The following is a 20458-nucleotide window of genomic DNA, read 5'->3' as shown; positions in this document are numbered from 1 at the left end:
TGACGAAATTAGATTAGCTCTGATTTTTTGAGCAACTGCGCCACACTCGCCGCAACCTCGGCTCTAGTAATGTAATTTTTCGGCGCGAGCTCCGTGCTGCTTCTTCCCGATATAATGCCAGTCTGTACGCAATCGGCAATACTGCTTTGCGCCCAAGACGATGCCTCCGCCGCATCCGCAAATGAACGAAGCGTCGAGTCAATCAATGGGGCGGAAAGCTTCGCTTTCAAATTCGTGATGGTCATGGCCTTAGCTATGATGACCATCGCCTGTTCGCGCGTGATCTTGTCATTCGGTCGGAAGGTTCCGTCTTCAAAGCCGTTGATCAGGCGATAGGCATAAGCCGTCTTAATGGCGCTGCTATGCCAATCCGACGCCTGCACGTCCGAGAAGGCGCTCTCTCCCTTTTCCAGCTTGAGACCTAATCCTTGAACGATAATGGCTGCAAATTCAGCGCGAGTAATGTCTCGGTCGGGGCTGAACCGGTCATTGCCGATTCCGCTGATCACCATTCGCGAGCCCATATCGTTGACTGCATTTTTCGCCCAGTGGTTCGACACATCGCTGAATTCGAGCGGATGCCAAACTATAGAGTACGTGCTGTTCGTCAAACTGCTTATCTTCGCATAAAACTTGCCATCGATCACAACGACCTTTGTCGGTACGTGACGTACCGTTCCGTCAGGATCGACAACAATTCCTGTTGTAATCTTGTTCGGATCAACACCGTCCGGAATCGCAATGGTGCGTTCCACATAAGCGTTGAACTTCGACACTTCAATAGTTGTACGATTGTACGAGGCTCTTACCGTAAATTCAATCGGCGATGCGATTATCGTAAAAGTTCCTTTCGCTGCTGCATTCTCAACTATTTTCAAAGTGTCCGCTGTCGGTTTGGCGATTTCAATCTGAATCTTAATCTCTTGCAAAGCGACCGACTTTCCAAACTGCTCGGACAAAGAGTCGATGTTAATTTGTTGCGCAGGAAGCGTATACGTCGCATTATCCGTTTTGATCTCTAGAGTGGCTTGCTTTTCTTCCATGTTTTTAACCGACTGTCCGTTAAGCTCCCCAATGACCACATCGGACTTGGCGTTCACCGGAATCGTGACCCGAGCGCCCTGGCCCGCTGCCGCTAGCTTGTCTTCCAGCTTTTTCTGGTCGATAGCTACCGTAGTTACGGTCTGATTATTTACTTCGCTAGTTGTTGCCGCTCCGATTTTCTCGACTTTCCCATTGACGAGTACGTCCATGCCCGTATTGCCGGTTTGCGGTGGCGTTGAAGTTTCTTGTTCGGATGGCGTATTGCCGTTATTGTTGCCGCCGTTGGACGAAGATTTTGGGACAACTGCATTGGATTCGGCAGAAGGCGCACTGCTGCCCACACTATTGATTGCCTTCACCGTAAAGGTATAGCTCGTACCATTGTTCAGGCCTGTGACCGTTATAGGACTTGCCGTTCCTCTTAAGACAACGTTTCCTGAAGAAGCTGTCACTTCATACCCCGTAATCGCACTTCCGCCAATATCGGTCGGAGCCGTAAAGGTAATGGTCGCTCGTCCATCGCCAGCGACTGCCGAAACATTCGTTGGCGCTGCCGGAATAGCGGCGGGAGTCGCGCTGGCTTCGTTGGATTCCGCGCTCATTCCCCCAAGCTGCCTGCTTTCACCACAAAATAATAGGTCGTACCATTTGTTAAATTTTGAACATTATACGTAGGGTTCGTTACCGTTGCCAAGGCAGATTGGCTAAATTGACCTGAAGCCGTTGCCATATATACGTTGTAATAGGTCGCTCCCGTTACCGTATTCCAGTTCAGAGTTACTTGACGATCTCCTCTTGCAGCCGTAAGGTTTTGCGGATTCGCAGGAGCATTGGGCAAGTTCACCACTTGCGTTACGGTAAACGTTGCATCGGTCAGATTGTTCGCTTTCACCGTTACGGTTGCCGTATACGTTCCTGCGGCCAATTCGTCCTTCGCTTTCACCGTAAAGGTGGTTGACGGCGTTTCTTCGTTCAACAGCGATGCAGCAGGCTGCGTGATTACAAAATCGGCAGCGTTGGCTCCGGTTAACGATACAGCCAGATTACTCAAGTCGCCCGTGCCTGTGCGGGTAACCGCGACCGTCTTCGTCTCTTGCGTTCCCGGAGTATATCCGGCCGTTAATGCGCTTAACGTCTGGTCTTCCAGTGCCTCTATCGTATAGGTATTTGTCGATGTTTCATTTACTACTTGCGTTACGGCAAACGTCGCGTCAGCTATTTCGTCTGCCTTCACGGTTAAGGTTGCCGTGTACGTTCCCGAAGCCAGGCCGTCCTTCGCTTTGACCGTAAAGGTAGTTACCGGCTTACCTTTGGTCAAAGTTGCAGCAGCCGGTTGTGTGAGCTCGAAGGCTTCGACATTCGTACCGCTTAGCTCCACCTTCAGGTTGGTCAAATCCCCGAGCCCGTCTTTTGAATTGCAATCGATCTTGTCTCCTGCTTGCCCGATGCATATCCGGCATCCAGCGGAAGCAAGGTATTGTCGCCGAGCGCCCCGATCGAATAAGTAGGATCGCCATTCAAATTATTGTTGGATATAACCGTCGTTGTATTGCTTATCGGGCTGTATCGGTTCAAAAATCCGATATAAACGACATCGTTAAAGAAAACAAACTTGCTAATCTCAATGTCCACAGAGCCATCGGTAAACCCCGGACTGTCCACCGATGTCCAAACTCCCGAGACCAGCTTCATAAGCGTGGCTCTTTTTTCATGCGTAACGTCATAAAGAGTAATATAAAGAGTTCCTTTGTAAATAGCAAAATCAAAATGCGGCGTTTGGAGCTTAGGAGGATTCTGGATGTTTACACGAACCCAGCTCCCACCGGAATATTGCAGGACGACTAGCTTCATCTCATCCTGAGTATCCACATAAGCGACATAAGGGGTGTCGTTGGCGCCTAAAGCAAATTGCATATAGTAGGCCGGACCTGTGTTACCCGGATTTCCTACATCGTTCCAACTGCTCCCCGACAGCTTTTTCACTACGGCTTTCCCGTCCGAACCTTCAAAAGCCACATAAGGCGTTCCGCTGCTATCAAGATCCATCGACAGATAGGAGATATCCCCGGAAGCAAGCGCGCCCGTTCCGGCATTCACCCAGCTCGTGCCGTTGAACTTCTTCACATACCCGCGGTTTGACGCCCGATACCCCACATAAGGCACATTGTCTTTATCGATGACCATCGAAAGATAGAAAGGGTAATCCTCCGAAAAGCCTTCGCTGCCAACGAGCTGCCATGCCGTTCCGTCAAACCTCTTGACCGTAACTTTATTCCCCTTGGTGGAATCCGAGTAGGCTACATAAGGACGGTCGTTGCTGTCGAAGGACAATGCCATCGCCGTTTGAATCGCACCGGCCGATAGTCCTGCGCTGCCCACCGTCTGCCAGCTTGTTCCGTCGAACGTTTTGACCGTAGCTTTATCTTGATTTTCATTATCTTGATAAGCGACATAGAGTTTGCCTTGACGGTTGACCGCCAAATCGCCAAACCATCCTTTCATCGCCTGCTCGCCGACATATTTCCACGAAGACGTCGTCCAGGACAGCACGGCGGCGATAACCGCGATCTGCAAATTCTCCTTGGAAGCGTATCCATTGGAAGGACGATCCGTCAGCATCGCATGGAGAGCCGCATCTCGATCCGTTTCGTTCAATGCTGCCAACGCCGTCAAATCCAGTTGCAGCTTCGTGTCCTCCAGCGCTTCCGCCAATGTCGCCACATTGGTTGCAAGGTTTACGTTAGCTAGCGGAGTCCGGCTCGTCAAAGCGTTGTCGAACGCGGTTTGCACATCGGCCACGCTAGCGTAGCCTTGGTCAGGACGAGCGGCAAAAACATTAGCAACGACCGCATCCTTATCCCCGTTCTTCCACCCTGAATAGGAACCCAGAGTCAATCCGATCTCTTGATTTTCAAGCAAATTTTTCAACGCTTTCACATCGACTGCCTGATTCACGGCATCAGCAGCGCTCGGGCCGATATCCTTGTTGGAGTATATATTGGAGCTGACTGACCAGACCAAAGTATCTTCGTAAATATCGACAGAGGCTTTGGCACCGTTCGAGGTCGTTATCGTTTCCCCTGAGCTGGCGGTCAGATTGTAGACGTAGATTTGGTTGGTTCCGCTCCGTCCATCGATCCATGCTACGTTATCCTCATAGATCACCGGACTGGACTGACTTTTCCCGCTGAAATCAAGAAACTTTCCTTCTTGCTGGCTAAGATCATAGAAGTAAATCGTCGAATAAGACTGTTCATCCGACTGCCTGTCCTCCCATACTAGCTTGTCCTCATAAATGGAAGGTTTTTGCTGATTTTTACCGGTCGCGATCGTGTCTGTTTTATCTTCGCTAATCGTATACGTATAAACAGCCGTTTCTCTTTTTCCCGTACCGGAGTTCAATGTATTTTCATACCATGCAACGCGATCTCCCGAGGCGGAAAAGCTGATTTGGGCGCTGCTGTCGTTGTCCGCTAAGGTGTTGATTTTCTTCGAGGCTGACTTGTCGATCTCATACAGGTAGATTCCCTTGCTGATGCTGTACACAATGTTCTCCCCTGCGATAACAGGGCTTGTCTCATTTAGCGAGTCCGTATTCGTAATTTGCGTTTCCTGGCTGGTGCTAAGATTATATGTATAAATATCCAATGACTTGCCGCGATTCTCCGCCCATACGACCAAATTTCCATTAATGTCCGGAGTGTAGGCTTTGCCGCTAGTCGTGAGCTGCTGTTCCTTCTTGCTGCTTACGTCATACACAAAAATATTGCTGCCGCTTGTCCAAATGACATGTTCCCGTCCATTCGCGGAGAACTTTTTGTTGCCAAAGTGCCGTAAGTGAGCGGATTCTCTCCCGCAGTCGACGCAGCGTTAGCTCGGTTTTCTCCTTGAACCAGCACCCCGGTATCGTTAACGACAGAGCCATCGCGCCTAACAAAAACTTTTTAATCGTTTTACGCACTTCCTCATCTCCCCCATTTCGGCAAAATAATCCAAAAGTCATAGTCGAGGATATTATAAAAGACATCTATAATAGACCGTAACGCCTATTTTTTATAGGACCAAAGCAAAACACCGCTCAAGGATGAGCGGTGTTTGACAGATTAGACCGTATTCATTTAGGCAGACGAATGTAAAAGCTAGTCCCTTTTCCTTGCGTGCTTTCGACATGAATAGATCCGTTATGTTTCGCCATGACATTCTTACAATAATACAATCCTAAACCATAATGATTGCTCATCTTCTTGGTCGAATAGAACGGGTCGAAGATCGTTGAGAGCAATTCCACAGAAATTCCTTTTCCCGTATCTTGAATGGTCAGGATGACCTCTTTCTTTGTCTCGAACAGGCTCGCCGTCAGTACTCCGCGACGATCCATCGCCTCGACTGCATTGCTCACCATATTATGAATGACTTCCTTCATATGAACCGGATCAAAATATACATCGGATACTGCTTTGAAATTCCGTTTCACTATTACGTCGGTTCCAACCGTCTTTTCCAAGCGATCCAGACATTGTTCCATCATGGGCCATACATTGTTTTTCTGAAGATTCACCTCAATGGTCTGGACTCTCTCATTGATTTTATTCATCATCGATTGAATGTGGGAGACGGAGTCGGCAGCCATCGCGATCATTTCCTCGGATTCGGCTGCCGGACCTGGCTCAGGATACGCTTGGAGGTTATGTCTTAGCTGATGAAGCAAAATGTCTATTTTGCCGACTTCATTTTTTATCATATGGTTAATAAAGCTTGAACTGCCTTGCAATATATGTAATGAAGCGTCCGCCTTCAACATTTCTATTCTTATTTTTACCCCGAGAACTCCCTTTTTCGCCCCGATGATTACAAATAGAAATAAGAAGCTGATAGCTGCAATGTAATTGTACTGCCACAAATCGTAGCCTAGTAGGTAACAAAAGTAGCAAATCCAAATCCATAGCATGGTTGGTACCACTATCAAATTAGTTAACATCCGCTCGATTTTCTTAAATGGTTGATTCTCCCTGAGGTAGGCCACGATCAAAAGAACAACGCCCATGATCAAAAATAGCGCTTCAAACAGCACTGTCGGCAAGCCATTATACCCTTCGTAATTGATATGTCGGGAGGAAGCTAGCGGGGTCAGCATCCATATCATGACGAACAGAAGCAATCCTGCCATTGCCAGTCTATCTCGATATGTTCTATTGAATAATCCCGAATAAACAACGCCGAACATGCCGAAGGAATAGGCTATTGCGGCATCTGCAACGAAATTCATCGAATTGATCAGCAAATCCGGCGCATAGCTAAGCCCTGAATCGACATAGTAGCATAATGCACTGAACCCTACCGTATAAAGAGATGTACTTAGCCACCGCAGCGACAAATTTCTAGGGTTAACCCATAAAATAATCGTTGCCAGTGCCACTACAATGGTGAATATGATGATCATTCGTCCGTCTCCCTAATATCCAACCCTCTGCTCTTTATTTTCCGAATGGCATCTTTCATCGATCTTACGTTAAATTTTCGCAGAATGCTCGTTATTTGATTTTTCAGCGTGCCTTCTGCCTTTCCAAGCGCATCCATAATGAATGCCCGTCCATTCCCCGCCTCGCAGAGCATAACGATCTCTTTCTCGGCGGCGGTTAGCTTGCTGTACTGCTCAGCTTCTTTCAAGCGTTTATATTCTTTCACAAGAATCTCTTGCGATGAGGCTGAATTCATCACTTCTCTCACTACATATGGAATTTTCCGAAAATCACCCTTGGATACATAATGCAACACCCCGGCTGTATACGCATCCAAAATAACGCTTTCATCGTTCAACGAGGTCAGGGCGATCACTTTTGCACTGCTCCCCGACAAACTAAGCTCTAAAGTTGCCTGTATCCCATCCAAATTATTGCCGGAAAGATTGATGTCCATTAGAACGACATCCACATCGTTGTCGGCGCAATAAAGAACGGCGGCTTCCTTTGTTTCCACCGCGTGAATAACATGCAGATCCGCTTCATTATTAATAAAACGAGTCAGCATAACTCTCCATACCGGATCGTCTTCGACTAGCAAAATCTCAATTTGCATCTCTATCACCTTTGGCCGACTTGTCGAGGCTGCCCCATCTCTTGGTCAGCGAGCTCTTTCAGTTGCCTCACTTGCCTCACTTGCCTCATTTCATACCACATAACCCACAGCAGCCATATGAGCAGCAGAACGTTGACGACAGCGATCCAAGTGTAGCTTGCAGCCATAGTCGTACCCGGGCCTCCGCCGATCGGAGATCGTCCGCTCCCGAAAGGAGTGTCGGCGCCGAAGTCCGAGCCGCTTCCGGGACCTCTTCCGTTGCCAAGCCCTCCTCCATTCTCAAAGCCTCTTCCGCTGCCAAAGCCGCGTCGCCCTAACCCGTCTCCGTTTCCACGGCCTCCGAATCTTCCCGATGCTGCATCCTGCATTACCACCAATATGTTGACCAGCATCGTTACGGACATGCCAACCGCAGCCACTAACCATCTTCTATCGTGCAAAACAACGAAAAGAGCGAAAACAAGCGCAGGAATACCGTAACGTTCATGGATTTCCGTAGGCAGCATGAAAAAAGCGAAGCCCATCGCGCAGGACGCTTTGAGCAGCACCGCTTCAATGTCACCCGAGCGCGTGGCGATCCATTCGTAGACGCAAATGAACAAAGCCGCAGCGGCAAAAAGGAGAAGGCTGAACGTTCGAAGCGACATCCCCAGCAGAAAAGGCGTCGTATCGTCCGAGGATGGATCGATTCCGACGACATGGAACCAAATATTAGCCGCGTTAACCGTAGCGCTGGTGTACATGCCTACAGCATCCGTATAGGCGAGCTTAATCATCTCTTTTAGGCCGCCTGCCGAGGCAAAATAACCGACCGTTACAAGCCAAGGAACGGCGAAGCCCCCGAGCCAGCCGATGGACGGCTTCCATCTCCGATTACGAAACGCCTCTATTAATAAATAGATTCCGATGATCGGCAGTATCGTTACAGCCTGAAATTTTGTCAATAAAGCAAGCGCCGCCCATACGCCGCTAAGCCATGTTTTTTTCGTCAGCGATACGATTGCAAGTACCATCAGCAAGCTGTGGAGCATGTCGATCTGCCCCCAAACGGCGCCACCGGCGATCAATACCGGATTCAAAGCGAATAATGCCAGAATGAACAATCGCCAGCCTGAGCTCCGAATTCCGGCAGACAGCTTAATTGCCGCCAACATAGCCGCAAAATCAACGAGCACCACAATGCCTTTGAACGATAGCGTTCCGATCAGCGCTGACGTACCGAACAAGGACAACACCTTGCCATACCCATCCATCAACATCAAAAATAAAGGAGGGTAATTAATGCTTCCGTTTTGAATGTACGCTTCGCCCAGCCCGTATTGCCGAATCGTTTCCATCCAGTGAATAAACAAGCCTTGGTCGGATATGAATCCTTGATAACGGCTGGCGAGCAGCATTCGTATTTCGATTGCGACAATCACGATCGAAAAGAGAAAAAAGGGGAGCAGCCTCCCCCCTCTATCTTTTGGTCTGTCCACTTCGTCTCTCCCCCATAATCTGCGTTAGCCCGGCATGAAATTAACGTTTGCGTTTGTAGAAAGTAACGAACAATCCCGTCAACCCTAGAGCGGCTAAGGCAATAAGCGTTGTGAAAAAGGCATCCGAGCTGCCCGTGGTCTGCGCTTGGCCTTGATCGGGCATTCCGAAACCGCCGGGACCGCCGCCCATTCCGCCAGGGAAGCCACCCATTCCGCCGGGACCACCGCCCATTCCGCCAAAGTCGCCGAGACCGCCGCCAGGCATTTGCCCGTTCGGCGCAGCTTGACCAGTTTGGCCGTCCCCAGCATTGCCCGGCGCGGCTTGACCATTTTGCCTGTTCCCCGCATTGCCCGGCGCGGCTTGACCATTCTGACCGTTCTCCGTATTGCCCGGCACAGCTTGACCATTTTGTCCGTTCCCTGTATTGCCCGGCGCGGCTTGGCCCATCGGCCCGCCTTGACCGCCCTGTTCGCCTCCGAATCCGCCGAACCCGCCGCCCGGACCGCCCATTCCGCCCCCGCTGCCGCTTCCGTCGCCGGACGACGCGCTGGTGCCGTCAAGCTGCCCGGATACGCTCGTTACAACGTTGCTCGTGAACGAGACGAGCTGCGGAATCGCACTTTCGTACTGATCGTACGTGTAAAAAGGGCGAGGGTCCTGCTTCACATAAGGAGAAATCAACTCTTGAATCTCCTTCACCCGCGCTTCGAACTTATCGTCCGACAAGTAACCTTCTATCATTTTTGCGATAATTTCGTGATAATTCGTTTTGTATTTATCCACAGCCAAAAGCTTCGAAACGAGCGGCCTCTCGGATACGGCTCCCTGTGTAGGCTCATCGATCAGAATGGAAGAACCTCCGCCCCCACCCATACCGCCGAACGCCATATTGTAGTCCCACGGCAAAACCGAAAAGATGCCATCATCCTCGTACAAATAATAGTTTTGCTTATTGGAGCCCAAATAGCTGTCCATATTGTACGTTACCGCATTAAGAGCAATATACTTCAACGCGTTCTCTACGTCGAGCACTTTTTCGTAGTCGGTACCGTTGTTCAACTCGTCCAACATGGCGATCAGCAAATCGTCGTCGGCTTTTTTGGACTTCTGCACAAGCGCCGAATACGATTCGATATTGTCGTCCTGCCAGAGCAAATCCCCGCCGTTCATGTTCGCTCCCATGCCGAACTCTGCTTTGTAGAGCGAGCCCTTCGAATCGCCGAAGTTGCGCTCAAGATACGCATCGCCGACCTGTTCGATCGCCAAGTAAAAGCCCCACAGCTCTCCGTTCACATAGACGTTAACGTAAGAAAATTCCGGCGTCGGAAGCCCCATTTCCGCGGCGAGCTCATAAGTCAGAAACTCCCTCATGTACGTCGCATCGCTGTAATTGTTGTTCAGGTTGATTTTGCTGATGCCGTACATCGTCTGGCTGTCGATATATTCATCGAACGACAGCTTAAAGCTGTAACGGTCGGAATCGGAATTTACGACGCTTCGCAGGCTCAAGTTCCCCTTCGTTCGAATGCCTACGTTATCCATCCTGATGCCGTTGTACTCGACGGACGCCGAATGAAGCTCCTCCGCCGAAGCGTTGTCCAACATATCTTGAAACTCTTCCTTGTCGATCGTAATTTTCACGTCGACCACTTTGTTTCGCGGAAAGACATTCTCTTCGATTTTCTGCGTATTTTCCGATACGGTCGCGCCTGCTTGCTTGCCGTCGGCACCGTTATCGCTTATCGAGCCGTTCCACACGATGCCGACAACGAGAAGGACTGCAAAAAAAGCGGACACCATCGGCAAAGCCCATTTGTTCCTCATTTTTTCACCGCCTGTTATTGGGATACGTAATCGCCGCTATAGCTGATCAATACGGCGTTTCTTACCCCGCCCAGCGCGGATATTTCGTTCACGAACTGCGGCTCGCTGTCCTTCAATCGCACCTCGATCGTCATCTCGATGTTGCCTTCCGTAATCGTTTTTTGCTTGACGTTAAATCGTTTGGCATGCGTATTTAGCTTCTCGTGAACCGACTTTTCGCTTTCGTCTCCTTCGCAGTTGACGACAAGCAAATACGGAGTTTCGAACGACGCTTTCTTCACGAAAACAAACATTACAAGACCGATAATGACGGAACCGATAACCGCCAGCGAATAGAACCCGGCTCCCGTTACGATGCCGGCTGCGGCCGCCCAGAACAGAAAGATCAGATCGGTCGGGTCCTTGATCGGAGTACGAAACCGCACGATCGACAATGCGCCGACCATACCGAGCGACAATACAAGGTTCGAGTTGACCGCGATAATGACCATGGCGGTAACGAGCGTCATGCCGATCAGCGAGACGTTGAAGCTTTTGGAATACAAAATCCCGCTAAAAATCCGTTTGTACAAAATGTAAATGAAAAGTCCGATGAAGAAAGCCACCATCAGAGAAATGATAATTTGCGAAGGGCTAATATTAGAGGTGAAATTGTCCAATACCGATTTCTTCAAAATATCCGAAAAGTTCGTCGACTCATTCGCAGTCGTTGTCGTTGGTGCATTCGTATCCATCTTATTGGTCCTCCCAGGTGTTGAATTTCAGCAGCTTGCGGCAAATAACGTATTTGGAATTCGATTGCCTCACGAGTCCTTCGGTTTGCACCGCGGTCCGGATGTATTCGGGAATGTACTCGTCGTACTTCACTTCCAGTACGATGACTTCTTCATCGAAAGCGTTGATCATAGCCAAATTCGGATCGAAAATATTATGCTTGTTGAGACCCGTTTTCAGCTGTTTGTCAAAAGTAATGCGGACATTGCCGGTGATCGCCGTATACGCCTCGCGGACATAATCGACGATGACTTTCGGCCTGAGCAGCCGGTTTTTCATCTGGTAATACATTTCCGCAAGCAGCGGTTTTTCGGGCACGTTGAGCGCCTCGATATCTCCTGCCATGATCCTGTCGTAGGTCTCCCTGGAAAGCGGCTCCTTCACCTTCGTAATGAAGTCGTTGAACTTGATTTTTTTCTCCAGATGAATGACTTTGTCGGAGCGGTTATATATCCGAATTCGGTACTTTTCCCGGTCTCGGACTCCTCCAAGCTTCTCATGCAGCGCTTTATTGTCGATATCGTCAAAATAAAGGCTGCGAATATGATATTCTCCTTCCGGCCCAGCGTATTTGTCGGGCTTCAGCAAGCCTTTCAATTGCCGTCGAATGATTTGATGCTGATGCTTATTCATGTAATACTTTAATTCGTGTCGGTATTTCAGCTTTGTATTTATGAGTAACACCTCGTTCCTTTACATTGAGTTAACATTCACTTTACAATCCGTTAATGATTCTAAGATTAAAATGGGCTGAGAGTTTACTGAATGACAAGCGGAAAACGAGGCGTACCAAGGTCATGCGTGCTTGTTAGGCGGCGCTCCCCAGCGAATCCTCGAGGTTTCGGAGTATGGTTATCCCTTCCGTTCAGAAAAACGCTGTTCCGGGAATCTACTGCTTCTGAGCGGACGGGATAGTGGGACGTTATTCGGGGACCCCTACTGCTTCTGAGCGGACGGGATAGTGGGACATTATTCGGGGACCCCTACTGCTTCTGAGCGGACGGGATAGTGGGACGTTTTCTTGAGGACATCCGCCAGCCTGACAGGCTCGAACAGGAGTGCGGAGTTTTTCATGAGGAACTCAGCTCATTTCTTTCTCATGGAGGGGATCGTTCCGTACGCGCGGAAACTTTTTTGAATCATGCTATAGATGAAAAAAGACCGCCCCAGGGCGGTCTTCGTTCTTATTCTTCGGTTGAAGCGCCGGTCGCCTTTAGAGTTACGCGTCGTTCCGTGCGATTCTGACGCCATATTCCGACTATTAGAAGTACGACCCCCGCGTTAATGGCCAAATCGGCGATATTCATAATCCCCGACCTTGAGCCGAATACGAGAAAATCCGTCACCTCGCCGAACAACAGCCGTTCGACTCCGTTTCCCGCCGCTCCTCCGACAAGCACAGCCAGCCCGATCTCCAGTACCCGATCCTTCGCTTTTCCTTGTCTTTTGTAGCGAACGGCAAACCAGATGAACAAAATCGCCAACACGGCAAAAAAACGGGCATAGCCTTGAAACGAGCTTCCCGCCGCTCCGCTGTTCTTGTACAGTTCGAAGTGAATGACCGAATCCCAAACATTCAACGTATCGCCCAATGACATCGTCCATTCGATGGCCAGCTTGGAAAGCAAGTCGATCGCCGCCACTCCGAGCGCTATTCCGTAAAAAATCATCGCCGCATTCCTCCGTTCCCTCCCTACCTATACGTACGCCGCTCGAAAGGGCTTCAAAATGGTTGTTCTTCGCTCTACACTGTGACATCTGCTACTCCGCCGACTACGAGCCGGAATTGTGATGCACAACACCGCTACATCGACGGAAAGCAACTATGTATCTAAGTCTTTGACGGACAGCACGTTCATTTACATGCAAACCATACCGTTAAATCTGTGCTCGATCCTTAACTTAGCGCTTTTACCTGTATATCATACAGTTATTGCAACTATCGCAGCTCCGCGCAAGAGAAAAGGGTAATATTACCTGCACCTTCTGCAGTTAGTCACCCTGTCAATTTATTATAGAGTAAATTAGCTGTAGGGAATGCAGCTAAGTCCTCTAATGAGATGACTAAGAAAGCACGCACACGGATCGTAACTGTCGTCTGCCTTTGGCGCGTAAACCGGTGTAAATCATGCACCTTTGGAACCTTCGATTGACTTCGGAGTGAAGGCTGCGTAACGTTGGTTTGCAAGCTGCTGCCGTCCGAACGAACAGCAAAGCAATTCCAGCAACACCAGCAATTCCAGCAATTCCAGCAATTCCAGCAATTCCAGCATTTCCAGCATTTCCAGCAACACCAACCATTCCAGCCATTGATGCATTCCCGACTTGAAAGCAGCATCGAAACTGTTCGCAAAATCCGCTAGTCGGTCCTGCCCTTGTATTTTCCGGTGTTCGTCAATTCCACTTTAACTTCGACTTTTCCAAGGGAATCCTCCTTGAGGAAGAATGGCTCCTCTGCGATCAATTTGCGATAAATACGCGGATAGTCCCGGTATAGAGCGTGCCTTAGAAAATACGGATCGCATTTGGCCTTCAGCCCGTAGCGGTAAGTATTCAGCAAATCGTTCTTGATCACTTCGGCCGCTTCCTTCCCCAATAACGCCACCGATTCGTTTTTGTTTAATTCAATAATGTAGCCTGTCAGCTTTGCGCGAATGTCGAACTTAACCGTTCCGTTGCGAACGGTCGGCAATACGCGGAATCGCGAGCTGATCAGAGCGACCGAAGCTGCGACTTCTCCTTCACTTGGAACGTTGATGATGACGTTGCTTATTTTTCTAGCCATCCAGCGCATTCCTACCATTTCCGGCTCGGGGAGATGCGCGTTCATCTTCCTGTTTTCGAAGAAATAGACGCCAGCCAAACGCAGCATCGGCTTCTTCTCTTTTTCTTCGTTCCACGAAGCTCTATCTATTCGAATGGCCGGCATCGCTCCCGAATGGCCGGGCTCCGATATTTGCGCGATGAATTTATTGCCGGTAATGGGAGTGAAGATTTGTTCGGGCGTATACATAAGCGTGTCGAGCGGCGATAGATTAAAGATCGATTTTTGCACGAAAATATCGGTCAGCTTCTCTTTCGTACCGAAGACGTTAATGTTGTACCGAACTTCGCGGTACCGGTTGATCGCTTCGATTACCTCGTTGATCGGACGCTTCAGCACGTCTTCGGTGAGTACGATTACTTTGACATGTCCCCAGTAGACGCTTTTTTGCGAAGTTTCCTTGATTTTGCCCAAAGCTTCCGCCAGCGTTTTGCCCGTGCTTTTTCCGACCCAGATGGGAATGGACTTGCCTAGCTCTGCGTTCTCGGTTTTGGCGACATTAGTGAAATTAAGCACTTGCATGTACATATGATACTGATCTTCCGAGTAATCGATCCCGATTGCCGTAACGTAAGCTAGATTTTGAACGTCTTTGGAATTCCAGCAGCCGGGGAGTATGGCTAGAAGAAGCAGGCTCGCCCCGACGATTAATCGCAACCTCCTCATTCCTTCTCATCTCCCTGATGATCGGAGTCGCCCGGCTTCAAAAACAACGGCCTTTTTTTCATGAATTGCCAAGGCACGCGCAAATAAGAACGCAGCATCGAGTTGAATCGCGGAGGAGACAGCGCCCCCATATATGCAACCCCGAACGATTGAAGCCGGGACAAATAAGCGGCGAGCACGATCATGCCCAGTATGATACCGAACATGCCCAGAAAAGCTCCCATCGCGAAAAAGAACAGCCTCAAAATGCTAATGATGGTGCTCAGCGACTGATTGACCAGCGTAACACCCGATACGGCCGTTATTGCTCCGACCACGACGATCGACGGGGAGACAAGTCCCGCGCGGATTGCGGCATCGCCGATAATCAGACCGCCGATCGACGTTAGCGTCTGACCGATGGAGCTTGGCAGCCGCACTCCCGCTTCGCGGAACACTTCAAGCAGCATGAGCAGCAGAAACATTTCCATTTGCACCGACATGGGCAGACCCAAACGCGCGACGGAAATTGTAGCCATGAGCCGGAATGGGATTTGATCCTGGTGAAATGCCAAGAGGGCGACCCAAATCCCGGGAAGGAAAAGGGATATGAACAAGCTTGCCCCCCTTACGACCCGGGCGAAAGATACGTAAGCGTAATTAAAATGAATGTCTTCGGGCGATTTCAGAATGAGCGACAGCTCCGCGGGACCGATCAGCGCCAGCGGGCTTCCGTCCACGATGAGAACGAAGCGGCCTGCCAGCAAGCTGTTCACCGTGTAATCGGGCCTTCCCGTCGATGCGAACAGCGGAAACATCGAATACTTCGAATCCGCTATCATTTCTTCGATTTGGCCTGAGCCGTAGATGCCGTCGATGTCTATTTGGGATAAGCGCCTTTTTACCTCCTTCAACACGTCAGGGGAAATAATGTCGTGAAAGTAAAGAAGCGATATCCTCGTCTTCGTTCTTCTGCCTATCGTGAAGCTTTCGTTGCACAGATCGCTGCTCCGTATCCGCTTGCGAATCAGAGCCACATTAACGACGATGTCCTCCACAAAGCCGTCTTTGGGTCCCTTAATCGAAATTTCGGTGTTGGATTCCGAAGGTGAGCGACGCGGGAGGTTGCCTATGCTAAGCCGATATGCCGTACCGGATTGCAGAATGAAAATGAGCAGATCGCCTTGAAAGACGCTCTCGCTCAATTGTCCGGAAGTTGGCGTTTCGTCAAAAGTCACCAGGGGAAGCTTGCCGGCCATCCATACGGAATCGTCGTCCAACGTCCCTTTCTCGCTGACCAGCTTGCTTAGTCCCGGAAGTACGACGAGTCCGATTTGGGAGCTGTCGCATAGTCCGTCGCTGTAAGCAAGCACAATATCGGTTGAAGAATCGTCGCCGATTTGACATTTTTGAACAATGACGTCGGCCGAATTTCGAAATAGCTCCCGGACTCTATCTTCCGACCATTTCGGCTCCTCTTTCGAACGGGCCTCGCTCATGCCGCTTCCTTCTTGGCCGGTCTGCCAAGCAACGAAATGAACAGCCAGACGAAGAAAACGGACATAACAACCAGGAGCGATATCGGAAAATAGTATTCGTACATCCACAAATAAAACGTGTACTCATTGACGGGTATCATGGAAATGATCACGAAGCTGAAAATAATGGCAATGATCAGCCAGTTACGGGCGCGAGCTTGACGAATCGGCAGCATATCGACCAGCAGAAACACCGACAAGCCGACTCGTACGATCGCTCCAGACAGCCATTGGTAGATCGAAAAAAAGTCGACGTGCTCCACGTAACTGCCAAGCTTGACAAGCCTCCATTGCTCATAGGGCGATTCCATCTGCTTCGCCGCTTTCAACGGGGCCGAATTCGTAATCGCGCCGATGACGGGACCGGATCATAATATATGGTGGAGATTGGCGGCAAAAACGAGCATTTTCCATACGGATATTTTGGTCGACAGGCGGTGCTGCATAACGAGAAACACGATCTCCGACCTATATTATGATCGGTCCCGTCATCGGCTCGATTACGGAATTCGGCCCCGTTGAAGCGGCGAGCAGATGGAATCGCCCTATGAGCAATGGAGGCTTTGTCAAGCTTGGCAGTTACGTGGGAGCACGTCGACTTTTTTTCGATCTACCAATGGCTGTCTGGAGCGATCGTACGAGTCGGCTTGTCGGTGTTTCTTGCTGGTCGATATGCTGCCGATTCGGTCAAGCTCGAAGGCCTCGCGCCGTAACTGGCTGATCATTGCCATTATTTTCAGCTTCGTGATCATTTCCATGATACCCGTCAATGAGTACACGTTTTATTTGTGGATGTACGAATACTATTTTCCGATATCGCTCCTGGTTGTTATGTCCGTTTTCTTCGTCTGGCTGTTCATTTCGTTGCTTGGCAGACCGGCCAAGAAGGAAGCGGCATGAGCGAGGCCCGTTCGAAAGAGGAGCCGAAATGGTCGGAAGATAGAGTCCGGGAGCTATTTCGAAATTCGGCCGACGTCATTGTTCAAAAATGTCAAATCGGCGACGATTCTTCAACCGATATTGTGCTTGCTTACAGCGACGGACTATGCGACAGCTCCCAAATCGGACTCGTCGTACTTCCGGGACTAAGCAAGCTGGTCAGCGAGAAAGGGACGTTGGACGACGATTCCGTATGGATGGCCGGCAAGCTTCCCCTGGTGACTTTTGACGAAACGCCAACTTCCGGACAATTGAGCGAGAGCGTCTTTCAAGGCGATCTGCTCATTTTCATTCTGCAATCCGGTACGGCATATCGGCTTAGCATAGGCAACCTCCCGCGTCGCTCACCTTCGGAATCCAACACCGAAATTTAAGATTAAAGACGACCCAAAACGGCTTTGTGGCAGGACATCGCAATGTGGCTCTGATTCGCAGGAGCGGCGGAAGCTGTGCACGAACGCAAGAAGACACGAAGAAGAAGACGGGATAGATCGCTTCTTTTACTTTCGACACATTATTCCCGCTGACGTGTTTGAGGAGGTAAAAAGCGCTAAATAGACATCGACGGCATCTACGGCTCAGGCCAAATCGAAGAAATGATAGCGGATTCGAAGTATTCGATGTTTCCGCTGTTCGCATCGACGGGAAGGCCCGATTACACGGTGAACAGCTTGCTGGCAGGCCGCTTCGTTCTCATCGTGGACGGAAGCCCGCTGGCGCTGATCGGTCCCGCGGAGCTGTCGCTCATTCTGAAATCGCCGAAGACATTCATTTTAATTACGCTTACGTATCTTTCGCCCGGGTCGTAAGGGGGGCAAGCTTGTTCATATCCCTTTTCCTTCCCGGGATTTGGGTCGCCCTCTTGGCATTTCACCAGGATCAAATCCCATTCCGGCTCATGGCTACAATTTCCGTCGCGCGTTTGGGTCTGCCCATGTCGGTGCAAATGGAAATGTTTCTGCTGCTCATGCTGCTTGAAGTGTTCCGCGAAGCGGGAGTGCGGCTGCCAAGCTCCATCGGTCAGACGCTAACGTCGATCGGCGGTCTGATTATCGGCGATGCCGCAATCCGCGCGGGACTTGTCTCCCCGTCGATCGTCGTGGTCGGAGCAATAACGGCCGTATCGGGTGTTACGCTGGTCAATCAGTCGCTGAGCACCATCATTAGCATTTTGAGGCTGTTCTTTTTCGCGATGGGAGCTTTTCTGGGCATGTTCGGTATCATACTGGGCATGATCGTGCTCGCGCGCTTATTTGTCCCGGCTTCAATCGTTCGGGGTTGCATATATGGGGGCGCTGTCTCCTCCGATTCAACTCGATGCTGGCGTTTCTTATTTGCGCGTGCCTTGGCAATTCATGAAAAAGGCCGTTGTTTTTGAAGCCGGGCGACTCCGATCATCAGTGAGAATGAGAAGGATGAGGAGGTTGCGATTAATCGTCGGGGCGAGCCTGCTTCTTCTAGCCATACTCCCGGCTGCTGGAATTCCAAAGACGTTCAAAATCTAGCTTACGTTACGGCAATCGGGATCGATTACTCGGAAGATCAGTAGTATCATATGTACATGCAAGTGCTTAATTTCACTAATGTCGCCAAAACCGAGAACGCAGAGCTAGGCAAGTCCATTCCCATCTGGGTCGGAAAAAGCACGGGCAAAACGCTGGCGGAAGCTTTGGGCAAAATCAAGGAAACTTCGCAAAAAAGCGTCTACTGGGGACATGTCAAAGTAATCGTACTCACCGAAGACGTGCTGAAGCGTCCGATCAACGAGGTAATCGAAGCGATCACCGGTACCGCGAAGTTCGGTACAACATTAACGTCTTCGGTACGAAAGAGAAGCTGACCGATATTTTCGTGCAAAAATCGATCTTTAATCTATCGCCGCTCGACACGCTTATGTATACGCCCGAACAAATCTTCACTCCCATTACCGGCAATAAATTCATCGCGCAAATATCGGAGCCCGGCCATTCGGGAGCGATGCCGGCCATTCGAATAGATAGAGCTTCGTGGAACGAAGAAAAAGAGAAGAAGCCGATGCTGCGTTTGGCTGGCGTCTATTTCTTCGAAAACAGGAAGATGAACGCGCATCTCCCGAGCCGGAAATGGTAGGAATGCGCTGGATGGCTAGAAAAATAAGCAACGTCATCATCAACGTTCCAAGTGAAGGAGAAGTCGCAGCTTCGGTCGCTCTGATCAGCTCGCGATTCCGCGTATTGCCGACCGTTCGCAACGGAACGGTTAAGTTCGACATTCGCGCAAAGCTGACAGGCTACATTATTGAATTAAACAAAAACGAATCGGTGGCGTTATTGGGGAAGGAAGCGGCCGAAGTGATCAAGAACGATTTGCTGAATACTTACCGCTACGGGCTGAAGGCCAAATGCGATCCGTATTTTCTAAGGCACGCTCTATACCGGGACTATCCGCGTATTTATCGCAAATTGATCGCAGAGGAGCCATTCTTCCTCAAGGAGGATTCCCTTGGAAAAGTCGAAGTTAAAGTGGAATTGACGAACACCGGAAAATACAAGGGCAGGACCGACTAGCGGATTTTGCGAACAGTTTCGATGCTGCTTTCAAGTCGGGAATGCATCAATGGCTGGAATGGTTGGTGTTGCTGGAAATGCTGGAAATGCTGGAATTGCTGGAATTGCTGGAATTGCTGGAATTGCTGGTGTTGCTGGAATTGCTTTGCTGTTCGTTCGGACGGCAGCAGCTTGCAAACCAACGTTACGCAGCCTTCACTCCGAAGTCAATCGAAGGTTCCAAAGGTGCATGATTTACACCGGTTTACGCGCCAAAGGCAGACGACAGTTACGATCCGTGTGCGTGCTTTCTTAGTCATCTCATTAGAGGACTTAGCTGCATTCCTACAGCTAATTTACTCTATATAAATTGACAGGGTGACTAACTGCAGAAGGTGCAGGTAATATTACCCTTTTTCTCTTGCGCGGAGCTGCGATAGTTGCAATAACTGTATGATATACAGGTAAAAGCGCTAAGTTAAGGATCGAGCACAGATTTAACGGTATGGTTTGCATGTAAATGAACGTGCTGTCCGTCAAAGACTTAGATACATAGTTGCTTTCCGTCGATGTAGCGGTGTTGTGCATCACAATTCGGGCTCGTAGTCGGCGGAGTAGCAGATGTCACAGTGTAGAGCGAAGAACAACCATTTTGAAGCCCTTTCGAGCGGCGTACGTATAGGTAGGGAGGGAACGGAGGAATGCGGCGATGATTTTTTACGGATATCGGCGCTCGAGGTGGCGGCGATCGACTTGCTTTCCAAGCTGGCCATCGAATGGACGATGTCATT

At 49.8% G+C, this 20458-nt stretch carries 21 protein-coding genes and 1 pseudogene; 8 read left to right on the top strand and 14 right to left on the bottom strand.

The window, feature by feature from the left end:
• Nucleotides 1–8 precede the first annotated feature (8 nt).
• From D3H35_RS00735 to D3H35_RS00670, 14 genes are all read right to left on the bottom strand, one after another.
• Entirely contained in the window at nucleotides 9–1646 is a 1638-nt protein-coding gene (locus tag D3H35_RS00735) for an S-layer homology domain-containing protein (RefSeq protein ID WP_119147350.1), read from the bottom strand.
• The gene (locus D3H35_RS00730) at nucleotides 1643–2437 is read right to left on the bottom strand and encodes a fibronectin type III domain-containing protein (RefSeq protein WP_158593877.1); all 795 of its coding nucleotides are present in this window, start codon (nucleotides 2435–2437) and stop codon (nucleotides 1643–1645) included. The genes D3H35_RS00735 and D3H35_RS00730 overlap by 4 nt, the downstream gene beginning before the upstream one ends.
• Nucleotides 2434–4803 (bottom strand): hypothetical protein, encoded by a 2370-nt coding sequence (locus tag D3H35_RS00725; protein ID WP_119147348.1) that lies wholly within the window; start codon nucleotides 4801–4803, stop codon nucleotides 2434–2436. Before D3H35_RS00725 ends, D3H35_RS00730 begins: the two co-directional genes overlap by 4 nt.
• Nucleotides 4804–5158: 355 nt before the next feature.
• Nucleotides 5159–6484 carry a sensor histidine kinase gene (locus tag D3H35_RS00720; protein ID WP_119147347.1) on the bottom strand — a complete coding sequence of 442 codons (1326 nt, stop codon included), beginning with the start codon at nucleotides 6482–6484 and terminating at the stop codon, nucleotides 5159–5161.
• Nucleotides 6481–7119, bottom strand: a complete 639-nt coding sequence (locus tag D3H35_RS00715) for a response regulator transcription factor (protein ID WP_119147346.1) — start codon at nucleotides 7117–7119, stop codon at nucleotides 6481–6483. The genes D3H35_RS00720 and D3H35_RS00715 overlap by 4 nt, the downstream gene beginning before the upstream one ends.
• Nucleotides 7120–7124: 5 nt before the next feature.
• Nucleotides 7125–8597: a hypothetical protein gene (locus tag D3H35_RS00710; RefSeq protein ID WP_147355689.1), complete on the bottom strand. Its 1473-nt coding sequence runs from the start codon at nucleotides 8595–8597 to the stop codon at nucleotides 7125–7127.
• 40 nt (nucleotides 8598–8637) lie between these two features.
• Nucleotides 8638–10422: a CotH kinase family protein gene (locus D3H35_RS00705; protein WP_119147344.1), complete on the bottom strand. Its 1785-nt coding sequence runs from the start codon at nucleotides 10420–10422 to the stop codon at nucleotides 8638–8640.
• 14 nt (nucleotides 10423–10436) lie between these two features.
• A complete protein-coding gene (locus D3H35_RS00700) occupies nucleotides 10437–11156 on the bottom strand; it encodes a DUF4956 domain-containing protein (protein WP_119147343.1) in 720 nt (239 codons plus the stop codon).
• A 1-nt stretch (nucleotide 11157) separates the two neighbouring features.
• Nucleotides 11158–11871: a polyphosphate polymerase domain-containing protein gene (locus D3H35_RS00695; protein WP_119147395.1), complete on the bottom strand. Its 714-nt coding sequence runs from the start codon at nucleotides 11869–11871 to the stop codon at nucleotides 11158–11160.
• A gap of 509 nt (nucleotides 11872–12380) precedes the next feature.
• Nucleotides 12381–12866, bottom strand: coding sequence for a signal peptidase II (gene lspA, locus D3H35_RS00690; RefSeq protein WP_119147342.1), 486 nt, complete (start codon nucleotides 12864–12866; stop codon nucleotides 12381–12383).
• A gap of 456 nt (nucleotides 12867–13322) precedes the next feature.
• A complete protein-coding gene (locus D3H35_RS00685; protein ID WP_119147334.1) occupies nucleotides 13323–13514 on the bottom strand; it encodes a hypothetical protein in 192 nt (63 codons plus the stop codon).
• 41 nt (nucleotides 13515–13555) lie between these two features.
• The gene (locus tag D3H35_RS00680; protein ID WP_119147341.1) at nucleotides 13556–14686 is read right to left on the bottom strand and encodes a Ger(x)C family spore germination protein; all 1131 of its coding nucleotides are present in this window, start codon (nucleotides 14684–14686) and stop codon (nucleotides 13556–13558) included.
• Nucleotides 14683–16164, bottom strand: a complete 1482-nt coding sequence (locus D3H35_RS00675; protein WP_119147340.1) for a spore germination protein — start codon at nucleotides 16162–16164, stop codon at nucleotides 14683–14685. The genes D3H35_RS00680 and D3H35_RS00675 overlap by 4 nt, the downstream gene beginning before the upstream one ends.
• Entirely contained in the window at nucleotides 16161–16514 is a 354-nt protein-coding gene (locus tag D3H35_RS00670) for a hypothetical protein (protein ID WP_119147339.1), read from the bottom strand. Before D3H35_RS00670 ends, D3H35_RS00675 begins: the two co-directional genes overlap by 4 nt.
• A gap of 261 nt (nucleotides 16515–16775) precedes the next feature.
• Between D3H35_RS00670 and D3H35_RS30520 the strand changes: the two genes are divergently transcribed.
• The 8 genes and pseudogenes from D3H35_RS30520 (at nucleotide 16776) to D3H35_RS00640 (ending at nucleotide 19921) form a co-directional block, all read left to right on the top strand.
• Nucleotides 16776–16916: a hypothetical protein gene (locus tag D3H35_RS30520; protein WP_158593876.1), complete on the top strand. Its 141-nt coding sequence runs from the start codon at nucleotides 16776–16778 to the stop codon at nucleotides 16914–16916.
• Between the two features lie 43 nt (nucleotides 16917–16959).
• Nucleotides 16960–17103: a hypothetical protein gene (locus D3H35_RS30515; protein ID WP_158593875.1), complete on the top strand. Its 144-nt coding sequence runs from the start codon at nucleotides 16960–16962 to the stop codon at nucleotides 17101–17103.
• Nucleotides 17100–17516, top strand: coding sequence for a spore germination protein (locus D3H35_RS31775; protein WP_233567670.1), 417 nt, complete (start codon nucleotides 17100–17102; stop codon nucleotides 17514–17516). The genes D3H35_RS30515 and D3H35_RS31775 overlap by 4 nt, the downstream gene beginning before the upstream one ends.
• 222 nt (nucleotides 17517–17738) lie before the next feature.
• Nucleotides 17739–18520 (top strand): annotated as a pseudogene (locus D3H35_RS31765) (spore germination protein).
• Nucleotides 18521–18697: 177 nt separating this feature from the next.
• On the top strand, nucleotides 18698–18982 hold the full coding sequence (locus D3H35_RS00655) for a Ger(x)C family spore germination protein (protein WP_119147337.1): 285 nt from the start codon (nucleotides 18698–18700) through the stop codon (nucleotides 18980–18982).
• Nucleotides 18983–18993: 11 nt separating this feature from the next.
• Complete coding sequence (locus D3H35_RS00650; RefSeq protein ID WP_119147336.1) at nucleotides 18994–19251, top strand: hypothetical protein; 258 nt, start codon at nucleotides 18994–18996, stop codon at nucleotides 19249–19251.
• 11 nt (nucleotides 19252–19262) lie between these two features.
• Nucleotides 19263–19688 (top strand): Ger(x)C family spore germination C-terminal domain-containing protein, encoded by a 426-nt coding sequence (locus D3H35_RS00645; RefSeq protein ID WP_158593874.1) that lies wholly within the window; start codon nucleotides 19263–19265, stop codon nucleotides 19686–19688.
• A 41-nt stretch (nucleotides 19689–19729) separates the two neighbouring features.
• Nucleotides 19730–19921, top strand: a complete 192-nt coding sequence (locus D3H35_RS00640; RefSeq protein WP_119147334.1) for a hypothetical protein — start codon at nucleotides 19730–19732, stop codon at nucleotides 19919–19921.
• Nucleotides 19922–20458: the final 537 nt, after the last annotated feature.

The sequence above is a fragment of the Cohnella faecalis genome, assembly GCF_003570905.1.
Lineage (GTDB): Bacteria > Bacillota > Bacilli > Paenibacillales > Paenibacillaceae > Cohnella > Cohnella faecalis.
This window is presented reverse-complemented; position numbering and strand designations above follow the sequence as displayed.